General features: G+C 55.2%; 14 protein-coding genes. 9 read left to right on the forward strand and 5 right to left on the reverse strand.

The genetic code is table 11. The annotated features are described in order from the left end of the window. Positions 1–13: 13 nt before the first annotated feature. The 4 genes from gyrB to dnaA all read right to left on the reverse strand — a co-directional run bounded on the left by gyrB (position 14) and on the right by dnaA (position 6,336). Positions 14–2,431: a DNA topoisomerase (ATP-hydrolyzing) subunit B gene (gene gyrB / locus FHR99_RS14600; protein ID WP_183411442.1), complete on the reverse strand. Its 2,418-nt coding sequence runs from the start codon at positions 2,429–2,431 to the stop codon at positions 14–16. Between the two features lie 32 nt (positions 2,432–2,463). Next, entirely contained in the window at positions 2,464–3,567 is a 1,104-nt protein-coding gene (gene recF / locus FHR99_RS14605) for a DNA replication/repair protein RecF (protein WP_183411443.1), read from the reverse strand. Between the two features lie 78 nt (positions 3,568–3,645). Next, positions 3,646–4,752, reverse strand: a complete 1,107-nt coding sequence (dnaN, locus tag FHR99_RS14610; RefSeq protein WP_183411444.1) for a DNA polymerase III subunit beta — start codon at positions 4,750–4,752, stop codon at positions 3,646–3,648. A 123-nt stretch (positions 4,753–4,875) separates the two neighbouring features. Continuing rightward, the gene (gene dnaA / locus FHR99_RS14615; RefSeq protein ID WP_183411445.1) at positions 4,876–6,336 is read right to left on the reverse strand and encodes a chromosomal replication initiator protein DnaA; all 1,461 of its coding nucleotides are present in this window, start codon (positions 6,334–6,336) and stop codon (positions 4,876–4,878) included. 525 nt (positions 6,337–6,861) lie between these two features. Here dnaA and rpmH point away from each other — a divergent pair. From rpmH to mnmE, 5 genes are read left to right on the forward strand one after another with little or no spacing between them, the layout of a single operon-like run. Next, on the forward strand, positions 6,862–6,996 hold the full coding sequence (gene rpmH, locus FHR99_RS14620) for a 50S ribosomal protein L34 (protein WP_183411446.1): 135 nt from the start codon (positions 6,862–6,864) through the stop codon (positions 6,994–6,996). A 29-nt stretch (positions 6,997–7,025) separates the two neighbouring features. Continuing rightward, a complete protein-coding gene (rnpA, locus tag FHR99_RS14625; RefSeq protein ID WP_183411447.1) occupies positions 7,026–7,427 on the forward strand; it encodes a ribonuclease P protein component in 402 nt (133 codons plus the stop codon). Continuing rightward, on the forward strand, positions 7,418–7,672 hold the full coding sequence (yidD, locus tag FHR99_RS14630) for a membrane protein insertion efficiency factor YidD (RefSeq protein WP_183411448.1): 255 nt from the start codon (positions 7,418–7,420) through the stop codon (positions 7,670–7,672). Before rnpA ends, yidD begins: the two co-directional genes overlap by 10 nt. After that, entirely contained in the window at positions 7,672–9,342 is a 1,671-nt protein-coding gene (gene yidC, locus FHR99_RS14635; protein WP_183411449.1) for a membrane protein insertase YidC, read from the forward strand. The genes yidD and yidC overlap by 1 nt, the downstream gene beginning before the upstream one ends. After that, entirely contained in the window at positions 9,343–10,698 is a 1,356-nt protein-coding gene (gene mnmE / locus FHR99_RS14640) for a tRNA uridine-5-carboxymethylaminomethyl(34) synthesis GTPase MnmE (RefSeq protein WP_183411450.1), read from the forward strand. It begins immediately after the preceding gene. 2 nt (positions 10,699–10,700) lie between these two features. Here the strand turns inward: mnmE and FHR99_RS14645 are convergent, their stop codons facing one another. Beyond that, positions 10,701–10,853 carry a hypothetical protein gene (locus FHR99_RS14645; RefSeq protein WP_183411451.1) on the reverse strand — a complete coding sequence of 51 codons (153 nt, stop codon included), beginning with the start codon at positions 10,851–10,853 and terminating at the stop codon, positions 10,701–10,703. Between the two features lie 475 nt (positions 10,854–11,328). Between FHR99_RS14645 and mnmG the strand changes: the two genes are divergently transcribed. The 4 genes from mnmG to FHR99_RS14665 are packed head-to-tail and all read left to right on the forward strand — an operon-like array spanning position 11,329 to position 15,635. Beyond that, positions 11,329–13,221: a tRNA uridine-5-carboxymethylaminomethyl(34) synthesis enzyme MnmG gene (mnmG, locus tag FHR99_RS14650; protein WP_183411452.1), complete on the forward strand. Its 1,893-nt coding sequence runs from the start codon at positions 11,329–11,331 to the stop codon at positions 13,219–13,221. Beyond that, positions 13,221–13,847: a 16S rRNA (guanine(527)-N(7))-methyltransferase RsmG gene (rsmG, locus tag FHR99_RS14655; protein WP_183411453.1), complete on the forward strand. Its 627-nt coding sequence runs from the start codon at positions 13,221–13,223 to the stop codon at positions 13,845–13,847. The genes mnmG and rsmG overlap by 1 nt, the downstream gene beginning before the upstream one ends. 46 nt (positions 13,848–13,893) lie before the next feature. Then, entirely contained in the window at positions 13,894–14,709 is an 816-nt protein-coding gene (locus tag FHR99_RS14660) for a ParA family protein (protein ID WP_183411454.1), read from the forward strand. Further along, a complete protein-coding gene (locus tag FHR99_RS14665) occupies positions 14,709–15,635 on the forward strand; it encodes a ParB/RepB/Spo0J family partition protein (RefSeq protein ID WP_183411455.1) in 927 nt (308 codons plus the stop codon). The genes FHR99_RS14660 and FHR99_RS14665 overlap by 1 nt, the downstream gene beginning before the upstream one ends. The last annotated feature ends 14 nt before the right edge of the window (positions 15,636–15,649 follow it).

The following is a 15,649-nucleotide window of genomic DNA, read 5'->3' on the forward strand; positions in this document are numbered from 1 at the left end:
CTCGGTCTGATCGTTAAACGTCGAGGTTGGCGACATTCAGGGCGTTGGTCTCGATAAACTCCCTTCGAGGTTCAACCACATCGCCCATCAGCGTGGTAAAGATCTGATCCGCAGCAATGGCATCTTCGATGGTGACACGCAACATCCGGCGTCCCTGCGGATCCATGGTGGTTTCCCACAGCTGCTCTGGGTTCATTTCACCCAGACCTTTATAGCGTTGAATGTTGTAACCGCGCTCGGCCTGCTTCATCAGCCAAGTCAGCGCAGCGCCAAAGGTATCCACCGCCTCGGTGCGTTCACCGCGCTTAACGTAGGCGCCGTCCTCGAGCAAGCCGGACAACTTTTCACCCAAGGATTTTATCCTAGCGTACTCGGAAGACCCCACAAACTCTCGCGTTATTAGATAGTCAGTACTCACTCCGTGGGCGGTTACTGTAATCTTGGGACAGAAGTCGTGGCGTTCATTGTCCTCACGCACCGAGACCACATAGCGGTTGTGCTTGGCTTCCACTGTCTCACCCAAGCGGGCCTGCAGATCGGCACACCACTGCTCGACAGTCGCACGATCCTGCATACCATCCTGCGTCAGGGTAGGGGCATCCAGCATCTGCCACAGGGCAATATCGGGATAGACGCGGCTCAGGCGGTCGATGACTTTTTCTACCCCTCGGTAGTCGCGAACCAGTTGCTCCAGGGCTTCGCCGCCAATGCCCGGCGCATCCGGATGCACATGCAGGGCCGCATCTTCGAGAGCTGAATTGGTCAGGTATTCGTTCAGCGCCTCGTCATCTTTCAGGTAGGTGTGGGATTTACCACGACCAATCTTGTAGAGGGGAGGCTGAGCAATAAAGACATGGCCCTGCTCAATCAGCTCCGGCATCTGACGGAAGAAGAAAGTCAGCAGCAGGGTTCGGATGTGAGAGCCGTCGACGTCAGCATCCGTCATGATAATGATGCTGTGGTAGCGCAGTTTCTCAACGTTGAATTCCGACTTGCCGATACCGCATCCCAGTGCAGTCACGATCGTACCGACCTCTGCCGACGAGAGCATCTTGTCGAAGCGGGCCTTTTCAACGTTCAGGATTTTACCTTTAAGGGGCAGAATCGCCTGAGTGCGACGGTCACGCCCCTGTTTGGCGCTACCACCCGCGGAGTCACCCTCCACTAGGTAGAGTTCTGACAGGGCAGGGTCTTTTTCCTGGCAGTCTGCCAGCTTGCCGGGCAGACCGGCGATATCCAGTGCGCCTTTGCGGCGGGTCATCTCGCGAGCCTTGCGGGCCGCTTCCCGGGCGCGGGCGGCGTCCAGCATTTTCTGCACAACCACCTTGGCTTCATTCGGGTTTTCCAAGAGGAAATCACCGAATTTGTCACTCATGGCCTGCTCAACCACGGTTTTGACTTCGCTGGAGACCAGCTTGTCCTTGGTCTGGGACGAGAATTTGGGATCCGGCACCTTCACCGAAATAATCGCGGTCAAACCTTCCCTAGCGTCGTCGCCAGTCGTGCTGATTTTAGCTTTCTTGGCCAGACCTTCGTTTTCGATATAGGTATTCAGGTTGCGCGTCAGGCCGGCGCGGAAACCGGCGAGGTGAGTACCACCATCGCGCTGGGGAATGTTGTTGGTATAGCAGTAGATGTTTTCCTGGAAGCCATCGTTCCATTGCAGGGCAACTTCCACCGCAATACCGTCTTCACCTTCGGTGGTGAAATGGAAGACGTTGTTAATCGGGCTCTTGTTCTGGTTCAGAAACTCTACAAAGGCCTTGAGACCGCCCTCGTAGCAGAAGTTTTCCTTTTCGCCGCTGCGCTCGTCAATCAGGTCGATATTGACCCCGGAATTCAGGAAGGCCAGTTCCCGCAGGCGTTTGGCGAGCAGGTCGAAGTGGAATTCGATATTGGTAAAGGTTTCTTCCGAAGGGTGAAAGCGAATTTCCGTACCGCTGGTGTCGGCGTCGCCCACCACACTTAAGGGCGCATCCGGTACACCGTGGGTGTAGATCTGCTCATGCACCTTGCCACCGCGGCGAATGGTCAGGACCAGCTTCTTCGACAAGGCATTAACAACCGATACCCCCACACCGTGCAGGCCGCCGGAAACCTTATAGGTGTTGTCATCGAATTTACCGCCAGCGTGAAGCACGGTCATGATAACTTCGGCGGCAGAAACCCCTTCTTCATGGATTTCGGTAGGGATACCGCGGCCATTGTCGCGAACGCTAATGGATTCATCGGGGTGAATAATCACCTCAATCTTGCTGCAGTAACCCGCCAGAGCCTCATCAATCGAGTTATCGACAACCTCAAACACCATATGGTGCAGGCCGGTACCGTCGTCGGTATCGCCGATATACATGCCCGGGCGCTTGCGAACGGCGTCCAGGCCTTTCAGCACCTTGATACTCGATGAATCGTATTGTTTACCTTCGCTCATACTATTCCTCTTAACACCAGCCAGGGGGCAGGTCAGGGTAGGGGGGTAACGCGACCATGTTCCACGTGAAACCTTTTTATTGTTGCCGACCCAAAGCAGCTGCTCAGGTCCGCCTCATTGATCGCGGTAAAAAAGCTCTGACAGTCCAATTTCAATAACTCACCGATGAATCGGCCGCGCCTTTCGGCATCTAACTCCGCCGCTAAATCATCGATCAGAAAGACACTCTTTATACCATATTGACGCAATAACTTCGCCTGCGAGAGCCTAAAAGCAGCCACAAGCGACTTTAACTGTCCCCGGGAGAACACCTCAGCTACGGGCTGACCTGCGCTCTTAACACGTAAATCTGCGCGATGAGGCCCATCCCGGGTATAGCCGAGCTCAATATCGCGATCGATCTCTTTATTCAGTTTCGTTTGAAGATCCGATTCATCCCGATTCCAGCCGGGATAGTACGCAAGCTTTACGTCCACCGGCACGGCCACGTCGCTGTTCAGCGCTGAATGCATTTCCAGTAGCAGTGGCAAGAGCTTGTCTAACTGGTTCATCCGGAGGGAATGGATAAGCTCACCCTGTGTTGCCAGCTCCTCGGTCCAAGGCGCGAGGGCGCGAGCGTTGACACCCGACGACCGTAGCAGGGCGTTTCGATGCTTCAATGCCTTCTGGTAACGACGCCAGGCGGTGAGAAACCGGGAAGGTTCCACGTGAAACACTGCCCAATCTAATAGTTGTCGTCGAAATTCCGGTGGGCCCGCCAATAGTGAGAACCCAGCACTATCCAAAATCTGGATTGGCAGCACAGAAGCGAGCTCACTAGTAGCCTTCAGGGTTTCCCCATTCAGCCTAACTAAGGGCGAAGACTCCATAAGCTTGCGCTCGACACCCAGCCTGATTTCTCCCCGAGTCGAGCTGCCCTTACCAATAACCCGAAAGGCCGAGGTCTCATACCGCACCAACCTTTGCCATTTTCGCGTTCTAAAGGAACGACCGTGGCCGAGAACGTGGATCGCTTCCAGCAAGGAAGTTTTACCGGAGCCATTGCTACCGGTAATCAGGTTTACCGACTCCAGGCCGCTTAACTGGGCTGACTCGATAATGCGGAAATTCTTAAGCTCTATGTCTGTCAGTATCATCTTGCTAGACCGGCATTCAGCGAAAAAAAAGGTGGCCTAGGCCACCTCTCTCTGCGTACACCCGACAACACGCGGCGCTTACAGCCGCATGGGCATAACAACATAGCTACATTCGCTAGCTTCGGGCTCTTCCAGCAGGGCACTGCTATTGGAATCAGACAGCAGAATCTTAACGCTATCGCTGGTCATCACCGACAGCACATCCATCAGATAACTGACGTTAAAACCAATCTCGAGATCCGCACCTTCGTAATCCACAGCAATAATCTCTTCTGCTTCTTCTTGCTCCGGGTTATTGGCCTGGATTTTCAGCTCGCCACTGGTCAGCAGCAGGCGTATGCCGCGGTATTTTTCGTTGGATAGAATCGCCGTACGACCAAAGGCTTGACGCAACACGCCGCGATCGCCCAACACCTCTTTGGTACTGCTGCGCGGAAGAACCCGCTCGTAATCCGGGAACTTGCCGTCAATCAGCTTAGAAGTGAAGGTAAAGCCGGGCGTTACCACGCGCAGATGGTTATTGCTGAGCAGGATATCCGCATCGTGATCATCATCCATCAGCAGCCGGACCAGCTCGTTGACGCCTTTGCGCGGCACTATCACTTGCGCATTTTGGCTGATACCAAGCTCGGCGGTGAGGGTACACATGGCGAGGCGGTGACCGTCGGTTGCGACCGTACGCAAATGCCCAGTTGCCAGCTCCCACAACATACCGTTGAGGTAGTAGCGAACATCTTGCTGAGCCATCGCGAAGGAGGTTTTCTCGATCAAGCGCTTAATATCACCCTGCTTAACGGTAAAGCTTTGACCCGATTCGGTCTGATCAACGCTGGGGAAATCTGACGCGGGCAGGGTAGAGAGGGTAAAGCGACTACGACCGGATTTAAGAATCAGGCGGTTTTCGTCCAGCGAAAACTCGATTTCGGAACCATCGGGCAGAGATTTACAGATATCTACCAGCTTGCGTGCCGGCACCGTAATCTCGCCCTCGGAGGCTGGCGGGGAGGGCAATTCCACCCGACCAATCAATTCCACTTCCAGGTCTGTCCCGGTAAGGGATAGTTCCTGTCCTTCCAGCACCAGCTGGACGTTGGCCAGAATGGCCAGAGTCTGGCGGCGCTCAACAACACCGGCAACCAGATTAAGGGGTTTCAGCAAGGCCTCGCGGGCAATGGTAAATTTCATAGTCGGCAGGCGATCCCAATTGGAATTATTGATTCATTTTTCAGCAGTAATCATACGGCACCCGGCGGCAAAGTCCTATGCCGCCGGGCCAAAAAATGCAATAAAAGCAGTACCCTGCAAGGGTCAGGTCGTGAGTGAGCGGAGCAGATTCTGATAGTCTTCGCGGATGTCAGCGCTGGTTTCGCGCAACTCCTTGATTTTACGACAGGCATGTAAGACCGTGGTGTGGTCGCGCCCGCCAAAACTATCCCCAATCTCCGGCAAACTCTGGTTGGTCAATTCCTTGGCCAGCGCCATGGCAAGTTGACGAGGGCGGGCAACCGAGCGGCTACGACGCTTGGAGGTCAAATCAGCCACCTTGATCTTATAGTACTCGGCAACCGTGCGCTGAATATTATCCACACTGACTTGCTTATCTTGCAGGGCCAGCAAATCTTTCAGCGATTCGCGAATCAGCGGTATATCGATCGAGCGAGCCATAAAGCGGGCGCTGGCGATCACGCGCTTAAGCGCGCCTTCCAGTTCGCGAACATTGGAGCGTACCCGCTGACCTATAAAAAAGGCGGCATCCTGGGGTAGGTCGATTTTCTCCTGCTCCGCCTTTTTCATCAAAATCGCTACCCGGGTTTCCAGCTCGGGCGGTTCGACGGCAACCGTCAGACCCCATCCAAAACGGGATTTCAGTCGCTCTTCCAACCCATTGATTTCTTTAGGGTAGCGGTCACAGGTCAGAATCATCTGCTGCCCGCCTTCCAACAGGGCATTAAAGGTGTGGAAGAACTCTTCCTGGGAGCGATCCTTGTTGGCGAAAAACTGGATATCGTCAATCAACAGGGCATCAACGCTGCGGTAGTAGCGCTTGAATTCGTTAATCGCGTTCAGCGACAGGGCCTTGACCATATCGGCCACGAAGCGCTCGGAATGCAGATACACAATTTTGGCATCAGGCTTCTGTTTGAGCATGGCGTTGCCCACCGCATGCATCAGGTGGGTTTTACCCAAACCGACGCCGCCATAGAGGAACACCGGGTTATAGGCCTGACCGGGATTTTCCGCTACCTGCATGGCCGCCGCACGGGCAAGCTGATTCGATTTACCTTCGACAAAGGTCTCAAAGGTGTGGTTTTCAATCAGCGAGCTTTGATGCCGAATACCGCCTTCAACTTCTACCCGACGCGGTGCCGCCTTGGCGGGCTGCGGGGCAACCCGGCTAGCTTGGACCGGAGCTGACTGACGCGGATCGGCGCTTGCAGGCTCGGAGGCAGGCATCGTTCGAGCATCGGCGAAGGACTGCATCGCCGCAGGTCGCTCAGGCGGACTCCCGATCGGGCGAATGGGCGCTCGGGCACCAATATCAACCACCACATCACAACCGGGCGTAGTACTGACCTCCCCAACGATCTGAGAAATTCTGTCCAGATAGCGGTCGACTACCCAATCCTTGATAAAACGGTTAGGGGCGAGTAATTGTAGCTGGCTGCCGTTGGCGACCGCCCGCAGCGGTCGAATCCACGTGTTAAACTGCTGTGATGGCAGCTCGCTCTGTAAGTGATTTAAACATTGTTCCCAAGCGGCTTCCGGCACTGCAAAATCTCCTGCCTTGTTATCATTGTTATTGTATGGACTACAAAAAACCTGTTCGCTATGTGCGATCAGTTTATCCCCAAAACGGGTAGGTTCCCGCGAAAGAGGGGCTATTCTAACGCGTGTTTTCGGGCTTTATCCACAGGGAAATTTAAAAATTTTTCCTGTTGACTTTATTTTTATCTTTTATTTTTCAATAACTTAGTATATTTTATAAATTATAATAATTTTATATTTATCTAACAGGAAACAATTGTGTATAACCCTGGTATTTAACTGTGCATAACCTGTTCGGCAAGGGCCACGTGAGCGCTTACAAACCCCACCAGGCTTTCCTTGGCGCCAACGCACAGCATCTTGCACCCCCTGAAAAATTCATTGCCTTTACCGCCAATATTCTCTAGAATTCGCGATCCTGAATTTTAGCGCCGGTGCTTTGTAACTTCACTGGCAGAACGACAGCAAAGTCTTCCTTCTTATATATAGGAAGCAGGAAAGCCCAACCGGCGGCTTTGGAGCAGACTCATGAAAAGAACTTTTCAACCCAGCGTTCTGAAACGCAAGCGCACCCACGGTTTCCGTGCCCGCATGGCAACCAAGAACGGCCGCAAAGTCCTGGCCCGTCGTCGTGCCAAAGGTCGTAAGCGTCTCGCTGCCTGATCGGGCATTCGCGATGGTTATCCAGCACCGTGACGAACGCAGAGTTTGGAAAGGCGTCACGGTTGCTGAACGCGCGGGATTTCAAAAACGTCTTTGATCACGCCCGCCTGAAAGTCTCCTCCCCGGAACTGCTGTTCCTCGCTGTACCCAATCACCTTCCTCACGCCCGTCTCGGCTTGGTCATTGCAAAGAAGAACGTCCGACTTGCGGTTCAGCGCAATCGGGTCAAACGCATTATTCGAGAAAGCTTCCGCCAGCAACAGGTCGTCACCGGTCTGGATATCGTAGTGCTTGCGCGCAGAGGATTGGATACACTAGACAACCCTCAGCTTCACGACAGCTGTAATCAGCTGTGGAAGCAACTTCAACGTCGGGTCGAAAAGCAGGCACGGCGGCAGCAGCAGGAACAAGAAGCCAAGTCATGCGAGTGATACTGACAGCCCTGATTCGTCTGTACCGCTACGCCATCAGCCCACTGATGGCCAGCCACTGCCGCTTTTACCCCAGCTGTTCCGAATACGCGCTAGAAGCGGTGGAACAGCACGGCAGTCTGCGTGGCAGCTGGCTTGCCACGCGCCGACTCTGCCGCTGCCACCCCTTTAACCCCGGCGGCTACGACCCCGTACCCAGCGGGAAACCCAAAATCAAAACTTCAACGCAGGCACCTCAGTCATAATGGATATACAACGCACCTTGCTGATCGCCGCGATCGCGGTACTGTCGTTTATGCTGGTTGTGGAATGGGCCGCATTCCGCCAGCAGGAACCCGCCGCCGTTAGCGCCCAGGCCGAACAAACGACCGCACCGATCAATGCGACTAACGGAAACGCCACATCGCTGGAAGATATCCCGGAGGTTTCGCCTGCCACGGAAGAGGCCGAGCTGAGTTCTGGCCACAGCAGCGATACCGTCTCCGTGAGCACTGACGTGCTGCAGCTCACCATTGATCTTGCCGGCGGCGACATCGTCTATGCGGCCCTGCCCGAGCACTATGCCGAGATCGACACTCCAGACGAGCCCTTTGTGATTCTCGAGCAGAATCGCCAGCGCGAATACATTGCCCAGAGCGGTTTGATCGGCAAAAACGGCACTGACACTCGCGACGGTCGCCCAACCTTTGTTACCGATCACGCCAGTTACACACTGAGCGAAGGTCAGGACGAGCTGACCGTGACCCTCGCTTACGGTCAGAGCCGTGAGGTCACCATTTACAAACATTACCGCTTCAACCGTGGTTCCTACGTGGTTGAACTGGATTACGAAATCGACAACCGCAGCGACACCGACTGGCAGGGCGTGCTGTTTACCCAGCTCAAGCGCGACAACAGTCAGGACCCTTCCAGCCAGAACAACGGCATGATGGGTATGCAACCCTTCCTGGGTGTGGCCTACCGCACCACCGAGGAACGCTTTGAAAAGCTGGCCTTCGACAAGATGCGCGACAAGCCGCTGAAGCTGGAAATGCAGGGCGGCTGGATTGCCATGCTTCAGCACTATTTTTTGAGTGCCTGGATTCCGCCGGCAGATCAGCAAAATTACTTCTCTACCTCGGTGACCCGCAGCGGTGACAATATTGCCCGCTACACCTCAGCCGCCCAGACCGTGGCACCGAAATCCAGTGGCCATCTGACGGCACAACTCTATGTGGGCCCGAAAGATCAGTACGCCCTAGAAGAGATTTCCGAAGGTCTGGAACTGAGCGTGGACTACGGCTGGCTGTGGTGGATTGCCCAACCCCTGTTCTGGCTGCTGACCCAGATCCACAAACTGGTGGGCAACTGGGGTCTGGCGATTATCGGCGTCACCCTGCTGGTGAAAATTATTTTCTTCCAGCTCAACGCCACCGCCTTCCGCTCCATGGCCAATATGCGCCGCGTGCAACCCAAGCTGCTGGAAATTCGCGAACGTCACTCTGACGACCGCGCAAAGCAGTCGCAGGCGATGATGGAGCTCTACAAGAAAGAGAAGATCAACCCGCTCGGTGGCTGTCTGCCGATTCTGGTTCAGATGCCTGTCTTTATCGCTCTGTACTGGGTGTTAATGGAAAGCGTCGAACTGCGACATGCGCCTTTCTTTGGCTGGATCAATGACCTGTCGGCGATGGACCCCTACTTTATTCTGCCGATCATCATGGGTGCCTCCATGTTTATTCAGCAGAAACTGAATCCGCCGCCGCCGGATCCGATGCAGGCCAAGATCATGCAGTGGCTGCCGGTGATCTTCACCTTCTTCTTCCTGTTCTTCCCGGCCGGTCTGGTACTGTACTGGGTGGTGAACAACCTGCTGTCGATTGCTCAGCAATATATTATTACCCGCAGTATTGAGAAGAATGCTGCCAAAAGCTAAATGACCTATCAGACCGACACCATTGCCGCCATCGCCACCCCGGCCGGGCGCGGTGGTGTCGGCGTTATTCGTATCTCCGGGCCCAAGAGCCTCGACATTGCCTGCGCCATTCTGAATAACAAATCCCTTAAGCCGCGATACGCTCACTTCTCCAACTTTTACTCATCATCTAACAATGAAATTGAGGCGCTAGACAGCGGACTCGCTCTGTTTTTTCCCGGACCGAATTCTTTTACCGGTGAAGACGTTCTCGAACTGCAAGGCCACGGTGGGCCGGTGGTACTTCAATTATTATTGAGAGAGATCTGTCGCTTGGGCGCGCGACCGGCAAAGCCGGGTGAGTTTTCCGAGCGCGCCTTTCTCAATGACAAAATTGATTTGGCACAGGCCGAAGCCATCGCCGACCTGATTGACAGTGCTTCAGAACAGGCCGCGAAAAATGCCGTGCGTTCACTGGAAGGAGAATTCAGTCGCCAGGTTAACGCCTTGGTTGAGGCGCTAATTCATCTGCGCATGTACGTAGAAGCCGCCATCGATTTTCCCGAAGAAGAAGTGGATTTTCTCAGCGACGAAACAGTGCAGCGCGGACTGGAAAATCTCGACCGCGATTTAAATAATCTGTTAGCCAATGCCAAACAAGGCGCCTTGTTGCGCGAAGGCATGACGGTCGCTATTGCCGGCAAACCCAATGCCGGTAAATCCAGTTTGCTCAATGCACTGGCCGGGCGCGAATCTGCCATCGTTACCGACATTGCCGGTACCACCCGCGATGTACTGCGCGAAACCATTTTGATCGATGGTATGCCCCTGCATGTGATCGACACTGCCGGATTGCGCGACAGCAGTGATCTAGTTGAGCAGGAAGGCATTCGCCGCGCCTGGCAAGTAATTGATGACGCCGACCGTATTCTGCTGGTGATTGATTCCACCGATCCAAGCAGCGCCGATGATCTTTTAAAACAGTTCGAGCCTCATCGCGACAAACTTACCGCCATCTACAACAAAGCGGACCTCTCGGGTTTAGCGATTGGCGAAAGCAGTGACCATCACGCGCTGAATCTTTCCGCTAAAGCCCAACAGGGTATCGATAAACTGCGCGAGCATTTGAAAGACTGCATGGGCTACCACGGTGGCAGCGACAGTCAGTTTACTGCCCGCCAGCGGCATATTGATGCACTGCTTGAAGCGAAGACGCATTTCGAACAGGGTAGGGAACAGTTGGTGGTTTATCGGGCCGGAGAGCTACTCGCCGAAGAACTGCGCCTGAGTCAGAATGCGTTGAGTACCATCACTGGCGAATTTACGCCTGACGATTTGCTCGGCAAAATCTTCTCCAGTTTCTGTATCGGCAAATAATCTCAGGTCAGAGCCTGTAGTTGTCGGGTCGTATCCTCATCCATAGGGAAAAAACTCTCCACCCGCAACTCCTCTGCGGTGACGTCCTGTGCCGTGCCAAAGGTCGAAATCATCGAGAACAAGCGAATCGACAAATCTCCCCACTTCAGATCCATCGGTCCGCTTCTCTACCTCCTGTTCAGAGCGAGGAAAATTGATCAAATAGTCGCCACAAGCCCTTAATTTTTGAAAATATTTTCTGTTAATTGAGCGGGCACAGCAGGGGGACAATCTGTGTATAACTTGGGGGATAAGTTTTAAACCTGTGGACGGAAAATCGGTATAAATACTTATCCCCAATCCCTTCAGCGTTGGTCACCACCGAGCCAACAGCTTTGAAGGGTGGTTGTACGCGTACTTGTTATGGCGATTTATTTATTTACTTTCAATAACTTAATAGGTTTATCCACATTTATCCGCCGACTAATAGTAACTACAACAACAATATTCCTTTCTTACTTACCTAAATAACCTTTTTTATTTAATAACTTTTTTAAAAACACGCACTGATTAAATTTTCACCAGCTTATTGCAGTGCGAAATCCGGCCCGTATAATCACACTCCCTTTCAGCTCTGAGCAGGTTTTTGCGGTGGATTACCCCGAGCAATTTGACGTCATCGTCATCGGCGGCGGCCACGCTGGCACCGAAGCGTGTCTGGCGGCTGCGCGCATGGGCGCCAAAACCCTGCTACTGACCCATAACATCGAAACCTTGGGCCAGATGTCTTGTAATCCGGCCATCGGCGGGATCGGCAAAAGCCACCTGGTCAAGGAAATCGACGCCCTCGGCGGTGCTATGGCCTTGGCCACTGATCGCGGTGGCATCCAGTTCCGGGTACTGAATGCCCGCAAAGGCCCGGCGGTACGAGCAACCCGCGCCCAAGCGGACCGCGTGCTGTACAAGGCCGCCATCCGCGAAATGCTGGAAAACCAGCAGAATCTGTCTATTTTTCAACAGGCTGTGGACGATCTGATCGTCGAAGGCGAGCGCGTCTGTGGTGCCATCACCAATACGGGCATCCGTTTTCGCGCCAAAACCGTGGTATTGACCACTGGCACCTTCCTCGGTGGCAAGATTCATATTGGCCTCGATAATCACAGCGGTGGCCGGGCCGGTGATCCCCCGGCGATTGCGCTGGCTAGCCGTCTGCGCGAGTTGCCGCTGCGGGTGGATCGACTGAAAACGGGCACCCCACCGCGCATCGACGCTAAATCCGTTAACTTCGAGGGTTTGCAGGAGCAGTGGGGCGACCAGCCGGAACCGGTGATGTCCTACATCGGCAGTCTCGACATGCACCCGCAACAGACCTGCTGCTGGATTACCCACACCAACGAGCGCACCCACGAGATTATTCAGGGGGGGCTTGATCGCTCACCCATGTACACCGGTGTGATCGAAGGGGTGGGCCCGCGCTATTGCCCGTCGATTGAAGACAAGGTGCACCGCTTTGCGGACAAAAACAGCCATCAGGTGTTTATCGAACCCGAAGGGCTGAATACCCATGAGCTCTATCCGAACGGGATATCCACCAGCCTGCCCTTTGACGTGCAGATGAATCTGGTGCGCTCGATTAAGGGGTTTGAACAGGCCCATATCACCCGGCCCGGTTACGCCATCGAATACGATTACTTCGACCCGCGGGATCTGAAAACCTCGCTGGAAACCAAGGTCATCGAAAACCTGTTCTTCGCGGGGCAGATAAACGGCACCACCGGTTACGAAGAGGCCGGCGCTCAAGGTCTGCTGGCCGGTTTGAATGCGGCCTTGAAAGCGGCGGACAAAGAGGCCTGGTGTCCCAAGCGCGACGAAGCCTACATCGGTGTGCTGGTGGACGACCTGATCACCATGGGCACCCTCGAGCCCTACCGCATGTTCACTTCCCGCGCCGAATACCGCTTGCTGCTGCGCGAAGACAATGCCGATGCCCGCCTGACCGAAAAGGGACGCGAACTGGGCCTGGTGGATGATGTGCGCTGGGCGGCCTTCTGCGACAAGCGCGAAACGGTTGAGCGCGAGCGACAGCGCATGGCGAGCACTTGGATTCAGCCCAATACCCCGGAGGCAGCTCAGCTTAACGAGAAAATTCCGACGCCGATCAGCCGCGAGCACAATCTGCTGGATCTGCTTAAGCGCCCGGAGCTGAATTACTTCGATGTTGCTGGATTAAAAGGCGAAGCAAGTACTAACTTACAGGTAGCCGAACAGATCGAAATCGGGGTTAAGTACGCCGGTTATATCGACCGTCAGACCGAGGAAATCGAGCGCCTGCGGCGCTTTGAGCACACCGCGCTGCCGCTGGATTTTGATTATCAGACCGTGGAAGGTCTCTCCAACGAGATCAAGCAAAAGCTCGGCAATGCCCGCCCGGAAACCCTGGCGCAGGCCTCGCGCATTCCCGGTGTGACTCCGGCGGCGGTATCGCTCTTGCTGATTTATCTGAAAAAACGGGGCCTGCTCGACCGTAGCAGCAAAACGGCCTGATGGCCGAACGCGACCTGCTTGAGCGGGGGCTGAAGGCGCTCGACCTCGACCTGTCTGAAACCCAGACCGATCTTTTGTTGCGCTATCTGGCCCTTCTTGTGAAGTGGAACCGGGCCTACAACCTCACGGCCATTCGCGATCCGCAGGAAATGGTTATCAAGCACCTGCTGGATTCGCTGACGGTGGTGCCCTATATCACCCGCCAGCGCCTGCTGGACGTGGGGACCGGCGCCGGCCTGCCGGGCATTCCGCTAGCCATCGTCTACCCGGATAAACAGTTCGAGCTGCTCGACAGTAATGGCAAAAAAACCCGCTTTTTGACTCAGGTGGTCGCCGAGTTGGGCCTGCCCAATGTCAGAGTGCATAACCTGCGCATTGAATCGGGCCAGCTGGAACCGGTGTACGAGGGGATTCTGTCACGGGCCTTTGCCTCGCTGGCGGATATGACCCGCGACTGTGGGCCGCTGCTGATTCAGGGCGGCGAACTGCTCGCCATGAAGGGCGTCTATCCGACCGAGGAGTTGAGTCAGTTACCAAAACCCTATATCGTCAAGAGTTCCCACGCGCTGGCAGTACCGGGCCTGACGGGCGATAGACACCTGATAAAAATCGGCCTCCCCGAGTGAGGCAGGCCGCACTAAGCGAACAACCAATGCCCTGAACGGGGACAGCATGGCAAAAATATTTGCAATCACCAATCAGAAAGGCGGGGTCGGTAAAACCACCACCAGCGTCAACCTGGCTGCGTCGCTGGTCGCGACCCGGCGTCGGGTGCTGTTGATCGACCTCGATCCCCAGGGCAATGCCAGCATGGGCAGCGGGGTGGATAAAAACGACCTCGACAACAGCATCTACGATGTTCTGGTCGGCAGCAGCACGGCCCGCGAGGCCATCCTGACCAAGCTCGACGCCGGTTATGATCTGCTCGGAGCCAACCAGGATCTGACCGCGGCGGAAGTGGAGCTGATCAACGAGATTGGTCGTGAATTTCGCTTGCGCGAAGGTTTGGTGCCAGTGCTCGATGACTACGATTTTATCCTTATCGACTGCCCGCCCTCGCTGAACATGCTTACCGTTAATGCGCTGGCTGCTTCACATGGGGTGATTATTCCCATGCAGTGTGAGTACTACGCGCTGGAAGGTTTGACGGCGCTGATCAACACGGTGAATCGGGTAAAACAGCTGATCAACCCGGAACTGGAAATTGAAGGCTTGCTGCGCACCATGTACGATCCGCGCAACAGTCTCACCAACGATGTCTCCACCCAGCTCTACAATCACTTTGGCGACAAGGTCTACCGTACGGTGATTCCGCGCAATGTGCGGCTGGCGGAGGCCCCGAGTCACGGCATGCCGGTGATTCACTACGACAAGGATTCGAAAGGAGCAATGGCCTATATCGCCCTGGCCGGTGAAATGCTCCGACGCGGAGATAAACCGCAGACGCGCGAAACGCCCGATCTGCAACTGATTCGGTCTGAAGGATAATGGCAAAAAAACGTGGTTTGGGGCGTGGACTTGACGCCCTGCTCGGCAGTCAGGCGGCTGCCACAACTCCCCCGGAAACCGTTCCTCTGCAAGGCGCTGGCGACACCCAACCGGGTCAGACAAAGCCCGGCAAACCCGCAGACGGTGAACTGCGCGATCTGCCGGTCGACCTGATTCAGCGCGGCAAATACCAACCGCGCCGGGACATGCAGCCGGAAGCGCTGGAAGAACTGGCCGAGTCGATCAAATCCCAGGGCGTGATGCAGCCAATCGTGGTGCGCCCGATCAGCGACAAGCGCTTTGAAATCATTGCGGGTGAACGCCGCTGGCGCGCTACTCAGTTGGCCGGCCTCGACACCATTCCGGCCCTGATCCGCGAGGTGCCCGACGAGGCCGCGGTGGCGATGGCGCTGATCGAAAACATTCAGCGCGAAGACCTCAACCCCATGGAAGAGGCGCTGGCCCTGCAACGCCTGCAGCGCGAATTCGAACTCACCCACGCTCAGGTAGCTGAGGCGGTAGGTAAATCCCGCACCACGATTACCAACCTGCTGCGCCTGACCAATCTACGCGACGAAGTTCAGCGCATGCTAGAGCACGGTGATCTGGAAATGGGACATGCCCGGGCACTGTTGGCCCTGCCTAGCGATATGCAGGCCTCTGCAGCATCGCAAATTGTCGGTCGCGGCCTGTCCGTGCGTCAGACCGAAGCGCTGGTGCGCCGCCTGGGTGAAGAGCAGAAGAATCCCGCCCAAACTGCCCCGAAAAAACTCGACCCCGATATCAAAAAACTGCAGGACGATCTGTCCGAGCAGCTCGGCTCACCGGTACAAGTGCAGCACAGCGCCAAGGGCGCGGGCAAACTGGTGATCAAATACGCCAACCTCGATCAGCTCGACGGCATCATCAGCAAGATCAACTCCTGATCACTAACTACTTG

The sequence above is a fragment of the Litorivivens lipolytica genome (genome assembly GCF_014191715.1).
GTDB lineage: Bacteria > Pseudomonadota > Gammaproteobacteria > Pseudomonadales > Spongiibacteraceae > Litorivivens > Litorivivens lipolytica.

What these genes read in the sequence shown, in the direction of transcription:
- gyrB (WP_183411442.1), bottom strand. Translation starts at nt 2,431, where the DNA reads ATGAGCGAAGGTAAACAATACGATTCATCGAGTATCAAGGTGCTGAAA.
- recF (WP_183411443.1), bottom strand. Translation starts at nt 3,567, where the DNA reads ATGATACTGACAGACATAGAGCTTAAGAATTTCCGCATTATCGAGTCA.
- dnaN (WP_183411444.1), bottom strand. Translation starts at nt 4,752, where the DNA reads ATGAAATTTACCATTGCCCGCGAGGCCTTGCTGAAACCCCTTAATCTG.
- rpmH (WP_183411446.1), top strand. Translation starts at nt 6,862, where the DNA reads ATGAAAAGAACTTTTCAACCCAGCGTTCTGAAACGCAAGCGCACCCAC.
- yidD (WP_183411448.1), top strand. Translation starts at nt 7,418, where the DNA reads ATGCGAGTGATACTGACAGCCCTGATTCGTCTGTACCGCTACGCCATC.
- yidC (WP_183411449.1), top strand. Translation starts at nt 7,672, where the DNA reads ATGGATATACAACGCACCTTGCTGATCGCCGCGATCGCGGTACTGTCG.
- mnmE (WP_183411450.1), top strand. Translation starts at nt 9,343, where the DNA reads ATGACCTATCAGACCGACACCATTGCCGCCATCGCCACCCCGGCCGGG.
- FHR99_RS14645 (WP_183411451.1), bottom strand. Translation starts at nt 10,853, where the DNA reads ATGGATCTGAAGTGGGGAGATTTGTCGATTCGCTTGTTCTCGATGATT.
- rsmG (WP_183411453.1), top strand. Translation starts at nt 13,221, where the DNA reads ATGGCCGAACGCGACCTGCTTGAGCGGGGGCTGAAGGCGCTCGACCTC.
- FHR99_RS14660 (WP_183411454.1), top strand. Translation starts at nt 13,894, where the DNA reads ATGGCAAAAATATTTGCAATCACCAATCAGAAAGGCGGGGTCGGTAAA.
- FHR99_RS14665 (WP_183411455.1), top strand. Translation starts at nt 14,709, where the DNA reads ATGGCAAAAAAACGTGGTTTGGGGCGTGGACTTGACGCCCTGCTCGGC.